The organism is Arthrobacter sp. Y3221087, from assembly GCF_059089905.1.
Genome location: NZ_JBNHFE010000014.1, coordinates 1 through 17097 on the forward strand (window position 1 = coordinate 1; position 17097 = coordinate 17097).

Consider the following 17097-nt stretch of genomic DNA (forward strand, 5'->3'; position numbering starts at 1 on the left):
TTCTGGTTGAAACCAACTATCCCCAACCAACCAACCACCCGAAACGCTGTTTTCTGACAGTTTTAACTACCCAAAAGAACAGGGCGGTAAGCGGACACCTCAGCTTCCAATCGGCGCCGTGCATGCTGCTGCTTGGCAGTGCACGGCTATCGCTTCCGTCCGGCAGCGGGTGGCGGGGAGGTGAAAGATTCTGATAAGAGGGAAAAGCTCTGAATGTGCTGATATGACTGGTTAGTATTGAAGCGAAACGTAACCCATTCCGGAGCGCAGACTTTTGGCCTCGCCATCCTCATTCCAGTCACAGATCTACCGGTCCTTGCCGGAAATTGAGAGGGCCGATGCGATTGTCGAAAGAATCTCCAAGGCCATCGGCCTGGGGCTTCTTAAGGTCGGTGAGCGCTTGCCCTCCGAAGCGTCGCTCTCGGAAATGTTTGGTGTGGGAGGCGCGACCCTTCGGGAAGCGCTCTCTGAACTGAGGGAACAGGGCGTTGTTGAGACGCGCCGCGGCCGGAGCGGCGGAACGTTCATCGTCAGCCAGCCTCCTACCCAGACTGACACCATTCGCGAGTGGTTTCTCTCGACATCAATTTCAGAAATACGTGACATCGGAGACGAACACTCCGCTATAGCCGCAGCGACGGTACGTCTGGCCTGTGAGCGCGCGGAAGCTCACGACTTCGACCGTTTGCAGGAACTCGGCCGCGCGCTGGTTCTGGCAACGACGCCAGAAGTGCGCGCACCTGCTGACAGCCGTTTTCACATCGAATTGGCTGTATCCGCGCAGTCCCCCAGACTTGCCAATGCCGAAATTCGCCTGCAGCAAGAAACGGTCCAACAACTGTGGACACCCCTCGCCGCATCGCTTGACCCCGAGGCGGCAGCTGCTGAGCATCTGGAGCTGGTCCGTGCAATAGCCCAAGATCAACCTGAGAGGGCTCAGAGGCTGGTTCTTGCACACATCAAGCGAAATATCTTCCATCTGATCGACACGAAACTTACCCTTAGTTACGCCGCGTCCACGGAGAATGCGAAAGCCTCCTCGTTGTAGCATTTGACCCGTTACGCTCATCCCTAAAGACTTGGATTGGTCTTGGCAGGAGCCAGGATTCACCCGGGAAGGATTGGACTCGACACTTGAGCCAATCAGGTCGTATAACCTCATCTAACCGCAACACCCGTGTGGGGACGTGGAATCAATTCAGGATGCACAATGATCACCGACAATGACGTCGTACCTGCTGCCGACGCCCTCACTGCCTGGATTGGCGGCGTCTCCACCGAGATCGGAAAACTTTCCGTAAAGGTTGCCTCGCTGCTTGAAGAGAACCTCGCCGGCAGGTCCAAGGTCAGCAAAGCTGCACTGGTCGGACTGGATGACCTTGCACGTGAATTCCTGGGGAAAAACTCTTTTGCCGTCGGAGCAGGAACCTTCTTCGCTGGCGACTTTGCTGAGGAGGGCGGCCGGGCTTTGGAGTGGTGGTTCCGGAAGAACGACGGCTCCATGGAAAGACTGGATGCCGACCGGACCCCCGGCAGTAACCGGTACTACGACTATGAAAAGCTGCCGTTTTTCTCCATCGCCGCTTCCACGGGTGAGCAGACGGTCTGGGGGCCGTATATAGACTATCTCGGCTTCGAGGAATACATTCTGACGTTCACGGCACCGGTCTCCATTCATGGAAAGTTCATAGGTGTCGCCGGTTGCGACATACGGATCAAAGACCTGGAGCCACTCATCATGCCCACTTTGCGGGCGATCCCGGCTGATGCCGCCCTCATCAATTCCAGTAATCGCGTCATTCTCGGCAACTCGGGAATGTACCTCGTGGGTGAGCGGATCAAACACGGAGCCCACGGCGAGCATCGAGTGCCCCTGAACATTCCCCACTTAGGGCTTTCACTGGTCTACGTTTCTTAGCCCGCATGATAGCCGTAAGCCGGGGCGCATTCAAGAGCTGACCGGCAAAACAACTAGTTGTCGTTTAACCTGTTGGACTGCATCTATTTGACTGTAACCTCGATAGTGATGTGTCTCACAGAACACCTTGGGCAGGTCGAGCCCGGCACCACAATGGCAGGGCTGATTGTTGCCTTCCCTGGCGGCACATGACGCTTACTTTCGTTCACAGTCGACGGGAACCCCACTCCCGTCCCCTGTCTTCCGCCGGGCCCCCTCGCGCGACAACCGCCGATACGTACAGTGCTGTACTGAATCCAAGGAGGCCGGCGCCAGTTGGGCCCGATGCAACTGCCGGGCATGGACTCACCGGACCTAGGTCCGAACTGTAAAAGCGGCGTCCATCCGCTGCGTCCCGTCAGACGGTCAAGAGCACATGTAGTCAAAAAATCATCAATCAAACGACTCTAAGTTGGTCAAAGGAGATTCTTATGAGTGAAAATCGTTTGGATGGAGCCGATCACCTGGAAAGGTCGATTGACTGGAAGCAGGGCCTGGCCATTGCGCTAGGTGTACCACTGCTGATTCTGCCCTCATTGGGCTACCTTCCTATGTACTTGTCAGCGGCGGCGATCCTTATCTGGGGACTGTCGGTCGTTCAAGGGTTCTTCCAGAATGCCGCCTACGCGGAGATGGCCACGGCGTTTCCCAAGGCCTCGGGCCTTCCCGGTTTCGCGCAGCATGTGTTCCGCACCGAGAACTACCGGGGCAAGTACGACAAGAGCAAGCTGCTTGGCGGCTTCAGCGCATGGAGCTACTGGTTCGCTTGGACGCCGGTACTCGCAATCTTTTCCATCCTGGTGGGCAGCTATCTTCATGGGCTTTTCCCTGCACTGGGAGAGATATTTACCGAGAACCAGCTCGCCTTGATAACAGGGCTGGTGGTCTTTACCGGATTGTTCGTGGTGAACTGGTTTGGCCTCAAGGACGGTGCCACTCTTGGATACATTTTGGGGGCTTTCTCCCTCATCCCCCTGATCGTCCTGACTGTTGCCCCCTTTGCTACCGGGCATGTCGACTTGGTCAACATCACGGGCAGCTGGCTTCCGCAGGACTGGGCTTGGGATATGCACCACATCCTCATCCTCCTGGGCATTTTGGCCATCGCACAATGGAGCGCCTGCGCCTGGGAAACTGCAGCGATCTACGGTCCTGAATACAAAAATCCAGCGAAGGATGTCTCAAGAGCACTTTTCGCCTGCGGCACCATATGCTTCTTCTCGTTCGTACTGGTGCAGGCCGCAGTCATCGGTGTGCTCGGCGTCGAAGGCGTCCTCGACCAACCTGTTTCGCCCCTGATTCCGGTGGCACAGGCTGTCTTCGGCCAGGCTGGCTCCATGATCACCATCATCATGTTGATTGCGGCGATGGTGCTCATCATACAAACCGCCTACCTCGGGTCTTCCCGTGCCATGCATTCCATGGCAATGGAAGGCAACCTCCCCAAATCCCTGGGCAGAACCAACCGCCACGGCACGCCATTTGTCGCCATGCTGATTATCGCTGCCTTCAACTTGGTCCTCATCCTGATGGGCAGCCCGGCAGCGATCGTTGCCGCATCCGCCATCGGATACACCTGCGCAAATGGCATCAGCTTGTTCGCCTACGTACGGGCCAAAAAGCACCCCGCCTTTGCCAGCTTGGAACGGCCTTTCAAAGCTCCCAAAGGGTGGAAGAACGTAGCAGTGCTTTTCGGCCTGTTCAATCTGCCCCTGTGCCTTATCGGTGTGGTCTACCTTAACAGCCTGGAGATCGGATGGACGCCGACGTGGGTTGGCTTCATCGTGCTGGCATCGTACATACCCATCTGGTTGTACACCCAGCGTCGATCTAAGCCGCCTATCAGCTCGTTACCCTATGCACCCGCCTCTGAACGCGGTGCGGAAGATCTGGACATGCTTCCATCCTGAGGGTTTAGGACCGCTCCTGCACGGACCCAGAAACACATTCGCAGGCACGATCACATGTCTCCTGAAACTGCCGGCTCGCCCTGGAGTCCGCGGTTGGGCTAATACTGCCGTCGGTTGAAGCAACGGCCCTCCGATGCAGGAGCTGATGCCGGGGGCTGACTCGCACAATTGATAGGCATCGAGAGGACGGAAGGCAGGCCGGTCAATCCGGCCTGCCTTCCTGTCTTTGATCCCCGTGGCGGCTTGCCTTGGCCGGGCGCCGGCCAGGGCCGCGAAGAACGCAAATGAAGCGTCTTATTAAACTTTTTTCGAAAAGAGTCTGGACTAGATGTATTAGCTAGGCGTAGCTTTACTAGTGGGACGCACGCAGTGACTCGCATCACACAAACAAAAGAGTTCAGCGTGGAACCCGGTTCGGATCCTCAAGCAAAACAGGGGAAGCCGCCGGGTTTGCGACGATCCCTTTCCCCCGCGTCAACAAAGGGCATTTCAACTCTTTCGTAAACCTGTCCCGTATGCGACAGAGAACAATTCCCAACGGTATTCATAGGAGAAACCATGGAAATCCAACTCACAGGAACACTCAGCAAGGCTGGCTCCATCCACAAGGTGGAAGGTGGCTACATTGGCTTGCCGTCGATGAACGAGCCCGGGACCGTAGCTGCGATCGGTGATTCGCTCCACAACCCCGAGGGTTCGGTCATGAGCGCTGGCTTTTTCGAGCTGAAGGCTTCGGAGCCTTTGGTGTACACGTACACGTACGACGAGATGAAGGTTGTCATCCAGGGTGAGTTCATCCTGACCGATCAGTCCACCGGTGAGGTAACGCACGCCAAGGAGCGCGATGTGCTGTTCTTCCCGAAGGGCACCACCGTGAAGTTTGAGACCCCTGAATATGGTCTGGGCTTCTTCACCGGCCACCGTTCGTTCGCCCCGTAAGGACTGATCGTGCGTTCCGTGCCCATGCCGCCGACAGCTGGTATCGGCCTGGAACCGGGTTTCCGCGGTGTCATCTGTGTCTCGTTTGGGGCATCAGATGACACCGCGGGATACGACACCGGTGGCCAGCCCTGGTACGACCTTCATTTTGAATCTGCAACAACCGAAACCCTTTCCGAGCTGCGCTCAGCACTTGCACACTCACACGTCGGTGTGCGCCTGGTCGTCGCCGGTCCGCCCGCAGACACCCGTGCTGCTGCAGCCGCCGCAGCGGAGTGTGGACTGCTGGAAGCGGAGGTAACCCTTTTGGCTCACCAGGTGGGGCCCCGGGTTATTTACTGTCCGCATTGCCGCGCTACAACTACCACCACCCGAAAAGCCGGCTCGGAGGTGCAGTGCGGGGGATGCACCACAAGCTTGGCAATCACTGACCACTTCTCGCGCCGGCTTGGCGCGTACCTCGGGTATTCAGCCCATGCCGAGGAGGCAGCATGACCATCACGGCACTCCCGATCAGTACCCATCCGGCCGTGGAGGGAGGTCTCCAGCTGGAGGTGACGAAGGTCGTTCCCCAGACCAACTCGATTGTCAGCATCACTCTCGCGGACCCCTCCGGACGGATCCTTCCTTCCTATGTCCCCGGCAGCCACCTCGTGGTTCAGTACGGCGATGAGGGCGTAAACGCTTATTCCCTCACGGGTTCCGGCAACGCCCCAACCGAATACACGATCTCGGTACTCCGAGTGGAGGACGGAGCCGGCGGTTCTGTAGCCATGCATCGACTCGAGGTGGGGGACCGGCTATTCGTTTCGCGTCCCCGAAGCGCTTTCGCGCCCGTGTCCACAGCCACACACAATCTCCTGATTGCTGCGGGAATTGGCATCACCCCTATTCTTTCGCACGCGCAGGCGGCGGCCGATCGCGGCACGACGTCATCCCTGATCTACGTCTACCGTCCAGGTGCCGGAGCCCATGTGGAGGAAGCGAGGGAATTACTGGGGGAGGCCCTGACTGAATGCGCCGACCGCAAGACATTCCAGCATGTCCTCAGCAACGCACTGACAACCCAGAGCCTGGGAACCCACCTTTACGTCTGTGGTCCGCTTGCTTTCATGGACTCAGTCCTGGACCAGGCTCGTGAACTGGGCTGGTCATCTGCCCGGTTGCATTCCGAGGCCTTTGGCTCGGCCGAGCTGGACGCGGGACAACCCTTCACAGTGAACCTGGCCCGCAGTGGCGTTCGCTTGGAAGTCCCGGCAGGCGTTTCGCTGCTGGAGACCCTAGAAAACGCGGGCAAACGCATTCCGAACATGTGCCGTAAAGGTATCTGCGGAGAATGCGTTCTGCCGGTTCTCAAAGGAACTCCCCAGCACCGGGACCTTTACCTGTCCGACAAGGAAAAGGCTGCGAACACCACAATGATGTGCTGCGTTTCGCGTAGCAACGACCCAGAATTGGAGTTGGACCTGTGAGTATCACTACCGAGCAAAATCCTGACGCCGCTGTACTGCCGGAAAGGATCCGGCGCTTTCCATTTCCTTTTGCCGCCAACCAGTACCGCTACAGCGCCAACGTGGAACCAGCGCACAAGAACGTCACAACAGAAGCAGGGTCCTGGGGCACCGGGCTTATAGATATCGATGAAAACTACCACGAGGAAATCGCTCAACGGGAGCAGATCCTGACCCGTGACCCCTCACGCATGAAGGTGCTGCCTCACATGCGCTCAGCCGCGTGGGACACCCTGGCCACCCTGCTGCCCGCCATGGCTGCGGATTACCCGGATCTCATGTCCTTCCATCGCGAAGGTAACCACTGCCGCTGGCACAACAGCCTCCAAAACCTCGACGTGGAATTCACGGTCGGCGAAGACGACTCCTTGCCCGGAGGCCCGCTGAGGTTCCTGGGCACACAGATCCAGGACGATATCGTGTTGCTTGACGTCCGCGACAACACCATGTGGCTCGACGCTGGCCTGGTCACGTTTGCCGCTGACTGGTCCTTTAACTTTGACGTCGGCATGAACTTCCTCGAAATCCACGGCCCTGTCCCACGGGTCAAGGAAGAAAATATCATCAGCCGCGCCGAGAAATTCCTTCTGGCCCTGCAACCTGGCGAACAGTTCCGGCGCACGAACTGGACCATGACCGTCGGACAACGTTTGGATACCTCCACCGAAACTTACCCGGAGTGGGGTCCTGACCGCGCAACCATCGCCACTGATCCTGCCATGCCCGATAAACTCCACCTCCGCGTCGAAGTTCAGCACCTGATAAGACTCCCCCACAGTGGAGTGCTGCTGTTCCTGATTCGCAGCTACCTCCTGCCCCTGTCTGACATCGCCAAAGTACCTGCCTGGCGGGAAAAGCTCGGCCATGTCCTGGCCGAACTTCCAGACGACATGGCCGAATACAAAGGCATTATCCGCTACCGCAAAGCTGCCTCGGACTGGCTGCTGGCCGGCTAAATTAGCCTGCTGATTGCCGTGAACAACGGCATCAATAGATAGACGCAGAACCCAAAAAATAAACATAAAAAAGGCTGGACTACATGTTTTAGTTCGCGTAGCCTAGCTGCAAGGGAAAAGTGATCCGCATCACCCGCAGCAGAGTTCAGTGAAGAGCTTTGCTGCCCTTCCGAAATTGAGGGGATGCGGCTGCAACACCTGGGAGGTCCCAGGTCCTCTGCAACTACACGCCGCTTCCCCCCTAGGTCTCCAACACATGGGCGGTCGCCAAAGAACTGCCAAATTCCGGCCATGTCACCGAGCACTCTGGCTCCCAGCCGCAGACATCCTCGTCCTGAACCAAGAATCAAGGAGAAAACCATGACTCTCAACACTGAAACTGACGCCGTCGTCAAGGTTTCGCATCCGCTCGATCCATTGTCCCGTGAGGAGATCTCCCGGGCATCTGCCATCCTGAAGGATGGCCCGGCCGCGGCTGAGTCGTTCCGCTTCATCAGCGTTGAGCTGCGCGAGCCGGACAAGGAACTGCTTCGGACCGGCGCCGCGACGGTCCGCGAAGCAGACGCTGTCCTGGTCAACCGCGCCGAGGGACGCGCCTACGAAGCGATCGTGGATCTTGATTCGGGCATCGTCTCGAAGTGGACACAGCTTGCCGCCAACGTTCACCCGCCCTTTATGCTCGACGAGTTCGCAGAGGGTGAAGAGGCGTGCCGGAAGAACCTCGAGGTCCAGGCTGCCCTCGCTAAGCGCGGCATCACCAACATGGACCTGGTCTGCTTCGAACCGTGGTCCGTCGGCTACTTCGGTGAAGACAACGAAGGCCGCCGACTGATGCGTGCCCTGGTTTTCGTCCGCGATGAGGCCGACGACAGCCCCTACGCACACCCGATCGAGAACTTCATCGTCATTGTGGACCTGAACTCCGGCGAGGTTGTACAGCTCCAGGACGACCAGGCCATCCCGGTCCCGAGCGCCAGCGGCAACTACCTGCCCAAGTACGTCGGCCCGGCCCGCACCGATCTCAAGCCCATCTCCATTACCCAGCCAGAAGGCGCGTCCTTCACGGTCACCGGTAACCACGTCCAGTGGGCTGACTGGTCCTTCCGGGTCGGATTCACGCCCCGCGAAGGCTTAGTCCTGCACCAGCTGAAGTTCCGGAACAAGGGTGTCGAGCGTCCCGTCATCAACCGCGCCTCACTGTCGGAAATGGTTGTCCCCTACGGTGACACCGCCCCCGTCCAGGCCAAGAAGAACGCCTTCGACTCCGGCGAATACAACATCGGCAACATGGCCAACTCCCTCACCCTGGGCTGTGACTGCACCGGTGAGATCAAGTACTTCGACGGCGTAACCACCGACAGCCTCGGCAACCCGCTGACGATCGAAAACGCCATCTGCATGCACGAGGAAGACGACAGCATCCTGTGGAAGCACTTCGACTTCCGTGAAGGCACCACCGAAACCCGGCGCAGCCGCAAGCTCGTGATCTCCTTCATCGCCACCGTTGCCAACTACGAGTACGCCTTCTACTGGCACCTCTTCCTCGACGGCAGCATCGAGTTCCTGGTCAAGGCCACCGGCATCCTCTCCACCGCCGGCCAGAAGCCGGGCGAGAAGAGCCCGTACGGGCAGACGCTGAACAACGACGGGCTCTACGCCCCGATCCACCAGCACATGTTCAACGTCCGCATGGACTTCGAAGTGGACGGCCCACGTAACGCCGTCTACGAAGTGGACATGGAAATCCCCGAGGACAACCCGACCCACACCGCGTTCAAGGCAGTGGACAGGCTCCTGGAAACCGAACAGAAGGCCATCCGCAAGACCGACTCCTCCAAGCACCGCTTCTGGAAGATCGCCAACCACGACAGCAAGAACCTCGTGGACGAACCGGTGGCCTACCGCTTGATCCCCACCAACGGCATCCAGCTCGCCGCCGGTGACGAGTCCTACGTGAGCAAGCGTGCGCAGTTTGCCCGTAACAACCTGTGGGTCACCGCCTACGACCGGACCGAACGCTTCGCCGCCGGCGAGTTCCCCAACCAGGCCACCGGCGCCGACGACGGCCTGCACATCTGGACCGAAAAGGACCGGAACATCGTCGATCAGGACCTTGTGGTCTGGTACACCTTCGGCATGCACCACGTCGTCCGGCTCGAAGACTGGCCCATCATGCCCCGCCAGAACATCGGGTTCATGCTCGAACCCCACGGTTTCTTCGACCAGAACCCCACCTTGAACCTCCCCAGCAAGATCGAAGCCACCAGCGGCCACTGCAGTGCAGGAGAAGGGCACTCATCCCACTCGTAACCCACGGTCAACACTAAAAAGGCGGTCCCCGTGCTGTGACAGCAGCACCGGGGACCGCCTTTCCTCTACCCGAACCCAGTACGGAAAGCGTGATGATAGGCGTGTTCTACATTCCGGCAATTACCTGGACCCTTACGGCAGTCCTACTGCTGAGTGGATGCTACTACTTCCTGCAGGCGGCAAAGTCCCGCCAGCGTACGGACCAGATCAACAAAGCCCTCCATGCCCTGATGAACGTCCTCATGGCTGCAATGTTGTGGAATCTCGTGCCGTCTACAATGCTGGCTCAGATCGCAGTGCTCAGCGGCGCCGCACTGTGGTTTGTCATTCAGGCAGTCGCCCGGCCGGAATTCATGACACTCTGCGCGAGCGGCCAAGGCCGCGTCAAATGTGTCTATCACGGCCTCTCCATGGCGGGTGCGGCCCTTATGATCGCGATGATGACTCCCGGGTCCTCGCCCGGAAGCACATCCGCTTCGGCAGCCGCAACACCCGTGTCTCATGCCCATCACGGTATGGCAGCCGCCAACCACAGCGCGGCAGTCACAGCTGCAACCGATCCGACGCCCACGCTGGCGATGCTGCTGACAGTCTGCTTTGGAGCCGCAGCGGCAGTTTTCCTCGTCATGCTCGTGCGAGGCGGGGCGATCAAGAGCCCCCTCCACAAGGCATCCTCCCGCTTCTTCAACCGTTCCGAGCACGCTCTCGAAGCGTTGGGCGCCATGGTTATGGCTCTGATGTTCGCCACCATGACGGCATAACTACAACAAGCAACGTCATGCCCTCCCTGATTGGTATAAGACGTGAACTACCCACCCAAAGAGATAGTTTAAACAGTTCCAAATTGGGATTTCTCCCACCCGCTAATGGCGGGACGATGGATGCCAAGCCCATCCCCAGGAGGCGCGAAGTGACTGCGGCAATCACGGAACCTGCGCAAGCAAAATCCGACGAAACCATCAACGGAAACGTCCTTCTTGTTCTACGCAGGATCACCGATGCGGGTGTAGGCCTCAGCGAAGATCAGTTAGCAGCTGTATCTAAACTGCAGCAGTTGTGGCTGCGGCAGTCCAACCTCACATAACCCTGGCAAGACTGTGGCGGCTCTTTAACCAAGACGAAGGGTTCAGAGGGCATCTTTACATCTCCGGTCAGGTTCCCATCGGGCGACAGACCGACCCCTTTGGAAAGGCAGCACCATGCGACAAACTTCAGATTCTTCTCTTGACACGTGGATGGGCCGGGAGGCCCTCGCCGAGGCCATGATTCCGGTGATCGGCCGCCTGTACCGCGAAAGCGACGTGGTGACCAGCATTCATGGCCGGAGCCTGACCAATGAGTCGCCTGTGAACATCCTCAAGGCGCACCGCTTCGCCCGCCGTGTCACTAAGGAGGAGTTGCTCCTGGAGGAAACAGCCCCGCTGCTTAACTGCTTGGCGGAGCTGGAGCTGGGCGCGGCCGCGATCGACATCGCCCGCCTGAACCAGAAGTTCAAGGAAGAGGGCGACGGCGCAACGCTGGAAGAATTCCTCCGCACCGAGCTTGCCGAGATCGTCGGCAAGCGCGGCGCTGACGACCGCATCAGCACCGACGTCGTCCTGTACGGCTTCGGCCGGATCGGCCGGCTCCTGGCCCGCCTCCTGATCGAAAAGGCCGGTGGCGGCCACGGCCTCCGCCTGCGCGCAATCGTGGTCCGCCGCGGGTCCGACAACGACCTGCTGAAACGGGCCAGCCTGTTGCGCCGTGACTCGGTCCACGGCTCCTTCCAGGGCACGATCCGCGTCGACGAGGAAGCCGAGACCATCACCGCCAACGGCGTCCGGATCCAAATGATCTACTCGAACGACCCTGCCACCATTGATTACACCGCATACGGCATCAAGGACGCGCTGCTGGTCGATAACACCGGGCGTTGGCGTGACGCTGAAGGCCTGTCGCAGCACCTGAAGAGCAAGGGTGTTGCACGGGTCCTGCTGACCGCACCCGGCAAGGGCGAGCTGAAGAACATCGTCCACGGCATCAACCACGGCACCATCGAGGACACCGACCAGATCGTGTCAGCGGCGTCCTGCACCACCAACGCCATCACCCCGGTCCTGAAGGCCCTCAATGACAGGTTCGGCGTGATCCAAGGACATGTGGAAACGGTCCACTCCTTCACCAACGACCAGAACCTGATCGACAACTTCCACAAGGGCGACCGGCGGGGCCGGTCGGCTGCGCTGAACATGGTGATCACCGAGACCGGTGCTGCCAAGGCGGTGGCCAAGGCGCTGCCCGAGCTGCTCGGCAAGCTCACCGGCAGCTCCATCCGCGTCCCCACACCGGATGTTTCGCTGGCCATCCTGAACCTGACCCTGGAGAACGGAACCACCAAGGACGAGGTCAACAGTTACCTGCGTGGCATGTCGCTGCACTCGGACCTGCGCATGCAAATTGACTACATCGACTCACCCGAGGTGGTCTCCACCGACTTCGTCGGTTCCCGCCGCGCCGGCATCGTGGACGGCCTCGCGACGGTGTCCACGGACAAGAACCTGGTCGTGTACGTCTGGTATGACAACGAGTTCGGCTACAGCTGCCAGGTTGTCCGCGTGATGGAGGAGATGGCCGGAATCAAGCGGCCTTCCTTCCCAGCGACGGACGTCGTGAAAGAAGCCATGTCGGTGCTCGCCGCGCTGGACTCGGCCTAACACCCGTTCGCATCGAAACTCCGGCCTGTCCCGTTCATCCAACCAGAAATCAGGAGAATAATGACTGCCGTTTCGACGACCCAGTCTGGTGCGCCGGCTACTTCTGTTTCGCCTTCGAAATCCGTCGGTGCCAATGGTGCCGTCACCCTGACCGGCCGCTACCCGGTGGAAAAGCTCGTCCAGTTCAACCGCGAGCGGGTGCCGGAGCGCGTCGCGCACGCCAAGGGCGGCGGTGCATTCGGCACGTTCAAGACCACCGAGGATGTCTCGAAGTACACCAAGGCCGCGTTCCTGCAGCCCGGTGTTGAGACCAAGATGGTTGTCCGTTTCTCCTCCGTGGCCGGCGAGAACGGCTCCCCGGACACCTGCCGTGATCCCCGCGGGTTCGCCGTGAAGTTCTACACCTCCGAGGGCAACTACGACCTCGTCGGCAACAACACCCCGCTGTTCTTCATTCGCGACGGCATCAAGTTCCCGGACTTCATCCACTCCCAGAAGCGCCTCCCGGGCACCCATCTGCGCGACGCCGACATGGTGTGGGACTTCTGGACCCTGTCTCCCGAGTCCGCACACCAGGTCACCTGGCTGATGGGTGACCGCGGCCTGCCCGCTTCCTGGCGTGAAATGCAGGGCTACGGCTCTCACACCTACCAGTGGATCAACGCCGCGGGCGAGCGGTTCTGGGTCAAGTACCACTTCAAGTCCAACCAGGGCGTGAACTCCATGACCAGCGAGCAGGCCGAGGCCCTGGCCGGCTTGGACACGGACTTCTACATCCGCGACCTGTCCGAGAACATCGAAGCCGGCAACTTCCCGTCCTGGGACCTGCATGTCCAGGTCATGCCCTACGAGGACGCGAAGACCTATCGCTTCAACCCGTTCGACCTGACCAAGGTCTGGCGGCACGGCGACTACCCGCTGATCAAGGTGGGCACCATGGAGCTGAACCGGAACCCGGAGAACTACTTCGCGCAGATCGAGCAGGCCATCTTCGCGCCGTCGAACTTCGTGCCGGGCATCGCCGCTTCCCCGGAGAAGATGCTGCAGGCCCGCATCTTCTCCTACGCGGACGCTCACCGCTACCGCGTGGGCACCGACCACGCCCCGAACACTTTCGCCGGACAGGCTGCCCTTGAGCGGCATAGCCCGGCCGGCGGCTGGGAGAACGACGGCGAGCTGACCCATGCGGCGCACTGCCTGCACGCCGAGGACGGCGACTTCGTCCAGGCGGGCACTTTGTACCGCGAGGTTTACGACGACGCCGCCAAGGCCCGCTTCCTCGAAACCATCACCGGTGCCGTGGGCGGCGTCAAGCGCTTCGACATCAAGGAACGGGCCATCCAGTACTGGACCAACGTTGACGCCGAACTCGGCGCCAAACTCGGCGCCAACCTCGGAATTCACCACCAAGGCGCTATCGATTCGGCTGTCCGCTAGGAGAACCGGGTAAGCCTCTCATCAACATTCCGGGCACGATGCCAAGGCTTGGGCGGGTGGATATGTCCCTGTACTCCTAGACTTTGGCAACGAGGCTTTCTTGCGGCAGCATGGCTTTGACCAGCGGCTCGACGTAGCGCGCGGCCAGCGGTCCCACCACGGCCATGATCAGCACATAGGCAGTGGCCATGCCCGCCAGTTCCTGGGCAACTGATCCGGACGCTACTGCCAAGCCAGCTATGACGATGGAGAACTCCCCGCGGGCAATGAGCGCGGCTCCGGCGCGGAAACGCCCAGGTACGGCAATCCCTGCACGCTTCGCAGCCCACATGCCGGTGGCCATTTTGCTGGCTGTGGTGACGAGGGCCAGCACGAGCGCCAAGGCAAGCACTGGCGGAATGGACCGAGGATCAGTGTTCAGCCCGAATGCCACGAAGAAGATTGCGGCGAATAGGTCCCGCAGCGGCATAAGGATGCGTTTGGCATTGCGCGCTGCCGCACCGGAGATTGCGATACCTAGTAAGAAAGCCCCTACCGCCGCGGACACCTGCATGGCTGATGCCGCTCCGGCAACGAGCAGAGCTGCGCCGAGCACGTGCAGGAGAAACACCTCAGGGTTTTCGCTATGGACAGCTTTCGAGACATGGTGTCCGTGACGGAGAGCAACGATGAGGACAAGGCTCACCACAACCAGCGCTATACCAACGGTTGTGAGCCCGCCGAAGAAACTTAGGCCGGCAAGAATGGTGGTGAGGACGGGCAGATATAAAGCCATCGCCAGGTCTTCAAACACCAGGACTGAGATCACCACACGGGTTTCGGGGTTGCCGAGCCTGCCAAGGTCCGTGATGACTTTCGCTGCAATACCCGATGAGGAGATGTAGGTGATGCCGCCCATTACGATGGCAGCAACGGGTCCCCAGCCCAGGAAAAGGGCAAACGCTGCCCCCGGCAGGAAATTCAGCACGAGGTCAAGGACACCGGCCTGCCATGAGCCCTTCAGCCCGGTGATCAGCTCGGCCGCAGTGTATTCAAGCCCGAGCATAAGCAGCAGCAGAATGACACCGATCTCGGCAGAGAGGTGTGCGAATTCGTGCATGCCATCGAGCTCGACAATGCCGCCCGTTCCGAAGGCCAGCCCGCCCAGGAGGTATAGCGGTATGGGTGACATTCCAATGCGTCCCGCCAAGCGGGCCAACAGGCCGAGGCAGAACACAACGGCTCCCAGTTCAATGAGGGCCAGGGCTAACGGGTCCATGTCCTCTATTCCTGTCGCAGGATCTCGGCCCCACTATCTAGGCCTTTTTGGATACTGACAGCTGCCAGAAAAGGTTCGGGTTCGATGGCTTCGGTCCCCGGCGCGGTGGACGTCAGCGCCGGGGACCGAATACCAGGTCCAGCTCAGGAAGGGTTCGAAGCAGATCCGGGGATCGCATCACCTAACAGGATCAAGAACCCTTTCAGAGTCGTCGTCGTCTGAAGATGAAGTATCAACTACTGCATCGTTCGAGCGGCGCGATTCGCGCTGGGTATACAACCAGATGGGAACAAAAAGCGACAATACGAGGAATCCGACCCAGGTTGAGGTCCAGCCAATTTCCAGGCTGTTCAGGTAGACCACCCCGATCAGGCACAAAGGGACGTTGAACAGGCCAAAGAGCATGGCGACGTTTTTCCAACCCTTGGGCGCTTTAAAGGGACGTTCGAGGTTTGCAAATGCCGGGTGCTTTTTGGCCCGGACGTAGGCGAACAGGCTGATGCCGTTGGCGCAGGTGTAACCGATTGCCGAGGCTGCGAGAATCGCGGCGGCGTTCCCCATGGAAATGAGCAGCAGGTTGAAGGCTCCGATGACAAGCATGGCAACAAAGGGTGTGCCCTGACGGTTCGTTTTGCCAAAGACCTTGGGCAGGTTTCCTTCGAGCGACATTGAGTGCATGGCCCGGGAAGAACCCAGGTAAGCCGTTTGGATGATCAGGACCATGGCGGCGATCAACATGATGATGGTGATGGTGGAACCGGCTTGGCCAAACACTGCTTGGGCGACCGGAATCAGGGGCGATACAGACTCAGCCTGTACGCCCTCAACACCTAGCACGCCGATTACGGCAGTTTGCAGCAGTACATACAGGACGAGGCAGATGACGCCGCAGGCAAGCAGCGCTTTGGGAACATCTTTGGACGGGTTCTTGTATTCCGGACCGTAAATGGCTGCGGTTTCCCAAGCACACGCACTCCACTGTGCGATCCCGAAGACGCCAAAGAGAATCAGGATATGGTGCATGTCCCACGCCCAGTCGGTCGGCCACCAACTGCCGGTGATGTTACCCAGCTCAACATGTCCGGTGGCAAAAGGCGCTACGGCCAGGACAATGAGGGGTATCAAAGAAACAGCCGCCAGGACGTAACCCAGGATGGCGCCGTCCTTGAGCCCGAACCAGTTCACGATGAACAGCCCACCAAAAATCACCGCGCCTGCCAGCAACGCGAGCTGATACTCGGTAAAGGTCTCGCCCAAGGCGGGAAACAGCCCATGCAGGTAACCGCCCACCAGGATGGCGAAGATCGCCAGGATCGGGTTCCAGCCAAACCAGTAGCTCCAGGCGGTGAAGCCGCCGATCAGCTTGCCCTTGTCGTATTTTCCCCGGTAGTTCTCGGTACGGAATATAGTCTGCGCAAAACCCGGCAGGCCGGAGGCCTTCGGGAAGGCGGTTGCCATTTCGGCGTAGGCGGCGTTCTGCATGAAACCTTGAAGGACCGAGACCCCCCAAATAAGGATCGCTGCGGCAGATACGTACATCGGGAGGTAGCCCAACGAGGGCAGAATCAGCAAGGGTACGCCCAGTGCAATGGCCATACCCTGCTTCCAGTTGATCGACCGTTTCAGGTGGTCGGCTTCATCCAAACGATTTTCACTCACGACATCTCCTTTGATGGACTGAACGTCTTGTGACCTTTGATGCCTCGCCCACCGCGGCGGGCGGTGAGCAGGCGGGACCCCGCGAATGCCAACGTCCAAGCACCAAAGGGGTTCGGGAAGGCTTATAGCGCACTACGTCGGTGGTAGCTCCTGGAAAGGATCGTCACAACCTCGGCCTACTCTCGCAAAGAGCGGAATGCCGAGCTGCTTCAGAACGCTTCTGGTGTGATCAGAGTCACTTACTTGATCCCACAGCAAAACTACGCTCACATAATCATTTGGTCCAGACCTTTTTAGAAGTTTCTTATTTGAGTACTTAGGCGGGTACTCGCGACGAAGGCCACGCCAGTGGCCTGTTGGGCAAGACCGGGCCGCCGTTCACGCCCTGTTCTTTTGGGTAGTTAAAACTGTCAGAAAACAGCGTTTCGGGTGGTTGGTTGGTTGGGGATAGTTGGTTTCAACCAGAG

General features: G+C 59.4%; 14 protein-coding genes. 12 read left to right on the forward strand and 2 right to left on the reverse strand.

Annotated features, from left to right (window positions below):
• Positions 1–316 precede the first annotated feature (316 nt).
• The 12 genes from AC5RUO_RS19835 to AC5RUO_RS19890 all read left to right on the forward strand — a co-directional run bounded on the left by AC5RUO_RS19835 (position 317) and on the right by AC5RUO_RS19890 (position 13713).
• Positions 317–1048: a FadR/GntR family transcriptional regulator gene (locus AC5RUO_RS19835; RefSeq protein WP_494053786.1), complete on the forward strand. Its 732-nt coding sequence runs from the start codon at positions 317–319 to the stop codon at positions 1046–1048.
• A 162-nt stretch (positions 1049–1210) separates the two neighbouring features.
• Entirely contained in the window at positions 1211–1918 is a 708-nt protein-coding gene (locus AC5RUO_RS19840; RefSeq protein WP_494104425.1) for a cache domain-containing protein, read from the forward strand.
• Between the two features lie 470 nt (positions 1919–2388).
• Positions 2389–3867 (forward strand): APC family permease, encoded by a 1479-nt coding sequence (locus tag AC5RUO_RS19845; protein ID WP_494104426.1) that lies wholly within the window; start codon positions 2389–2391, stop codon positions 3865–3867.
• Between the two features lie 558 nt (positions 3868–4425).
• A complete protein-coding gene (locus AC5RUO_RS19850; RefSeq protein WP_494104427.1) occupies positions 4426–4806 on the forward strand; it encodes a cupin domain-containing protein in 381 nt (126 codons plus the stop codon).
• Between the two features lie 24 nt (positions 4807–4830).
• The gene (locus AC5RUO_RS19855) at positions 4831–5301 is read left to right on the forward strand and encodes a dimethylamine monooxygenase subunit DmmA family protein (RefSeq protein ID WP_494104434.1); all 471 of its coding nucleotides are present in this window, start codon (positions 4831–4833) and stop codon (positions 5299–5301) included.
• The gene (locus tag AC5RUO_RS19860) at positions 5298–6278 is read left to right on the forward strand and encodes a PDR/VanB family oxidoreductase (RefSeq protein ID WP_494104428.1); all 981 of its coding nucleotides are present in this window, start codon (positions 5298–5300) and stop codon (positions 6276–6278) included. Before AC5RUO_RS19855 ends, AC5RUO_RS19860 begins: the two co-directional genes overlap by 4 nt.
• Positions 6275–7273 carry a heme-dependent oxidative N-demethylase family protein gene (locus AC5RUO_RS19865; protein ID WP_494104429.1) on the forward strand — a complete coding sequence of 333 codons (999 nt, stop codon included), beginning with the start codon at positions 6275–6277 and terminating at the stop codon, positions 7271–7273. The genes AC5RUO_RS19860 and AC5RUO_RS19865 overlap by 4 nt, the downstream gene beginning before the upstream one ends.
• Before the next feature lie 360 nt (positions 7274–7633).
• Positions 7634–9583, forward strand: coding sequence for a primary-amine oxidase (locus tag AC5RUO_RS19870; protein ID WP_494104430.1), 1950 nt, complete (start codon positions 7634–7636; stop codon positions 9581–9583).
• A 35-nt stretch (positions 9584–9618) separates the two neighbouring features.
• The gene (locus AC5RUO_RS19875; protein ID WP_494104431.1) at positions 9619–10344 is read left to right on the forward strand and encodes a DUF5134 domain-containing protein; all 726 of its coding nucleotides are present in this window, start codon (positions 9619–9621) and stop codon (positions 10342–10344) included.
• Between the two features lie 149 nt (positions 10345–10493).
• On the forward strand, positions 10494–10667 hold the full coding sequence (locus tag AC5RUO_RS19880; RefSeq protein ID WP_494053794.1) for a hypothetical protein: 174 nt from the start codon (positions 10494–10496) through the stop codon (positions 10665–10667).
• A 115-nt stretch (positions 10668–10782) separates the two neighbouring features.
• Complete coding sequence (locus AC5RUO_RS19885) at positions 10783–12276, forward strand: glyceraldehyde-3-phosphate dehydrogenase (protein ID WP_494104432.1); 1494 nt, start codon at positions 10783–10785, stop codon at positions 12274–12276.
• A 60-nt stretch (positions 12277–12336) separates the two neighbouring features.
• Positions 12337–13713 carry a catalase gene (locus AC5RUO_RS19890; RefSeq protein ID WP_494104433.1) on the forward strand — a complete coding sequence of 459 codons (1377 nt, stop codon included), beginning with the start codon at positions 12337–12339 and terminating at the stop codon, positions 13711–13713.
• 76 nt (positions 13714–13789) lie between these two features.
• On the opposite strand, the gene AC5RUO_RS19895 is transcribed toward AC5RUO_RS19890, so the two are convergent.
• Together AC5RUO_RS19895 and AC5RUO_RS19900 are read right to left on the reverse strand one after the other, a co-directional pair.
• Complete coding sequence (locus tag AC5RUO_RS19895) at positions 13790–14971, reverse strand: cation:proton antiporter (RefSeq protein WP_494053797.1); 1182 nt, start codon at positions 14969–14971, stop codon at positions 13790–13792.
• Positions 14972–15148: 177 nt separating this feature from the next.
• Entirely contained in the window at positions 15149–16630 is a 1482-nt protein-coding gene (locus AC5RUO_RS19900; RefSeq protein ID WP_494053798.1) for an APC family permease, read from the reverse strand.
• Positions 16631–17097 lie beyond the last annotated feature (467 nt).